General features: G+C 62.7%; 1 protein-coding gene. It reads left to right on the top strand.

The genetic code is table 11. From position 1 onward, the window contains the following. On the top strand, positions 1-389 hold a 389-nt coding region (locus GM668_RS30785), incomplete at both ends, for an Ig-like domain-containing protein (RefSeq protein ID WP_229500151.1).

The following is a 389-nucleotide window of genomic DNA, read 5'->3' on the forward strand; positions in this document are numbered from 1 at the left end:
GCATTGAAAGCAGGCGAAACGGCCACCGTCACCATCACGTTCAGCGAAGCGGTGACGGGATTGACCACGGCCGACCTGACGGTGGCCAACGGTTCCATTGCCTCGCTCAGTTCTTCCGATGGCGGCACCACGTGGACCGGCACGTATACGCCGACGGCCAGCATCGAAGACGCAACCAACGTCATCACGCTGGACAATACCGGCGTGGCCGATAGCGCGGGCAATGCCGGCAGCGGCACGACCAGTTCGTCGAACTACACCATTGATACGCTGCGCCCGACCGCGGTCATTGCCATGTCGGATAGCGCGCTGAAGGCGGGCGAAACGTCCACGGTCACCATCACGTTCAGCGAAGCGGTGACAGGATTGACCACGGCCGACCTGACGGT

The sequence above is a fragment of the Pseudoduganella ginsengisoli genome (assembly GCF_009720865.1).
Classification (GTDB): domain Bacteria; phylum Pseudomonadota; class Gammaproteobacteria; order Burkholderiales; family Burkholderiaceae_D; genus Rugamonas; species Rugamonas ginsengisoli.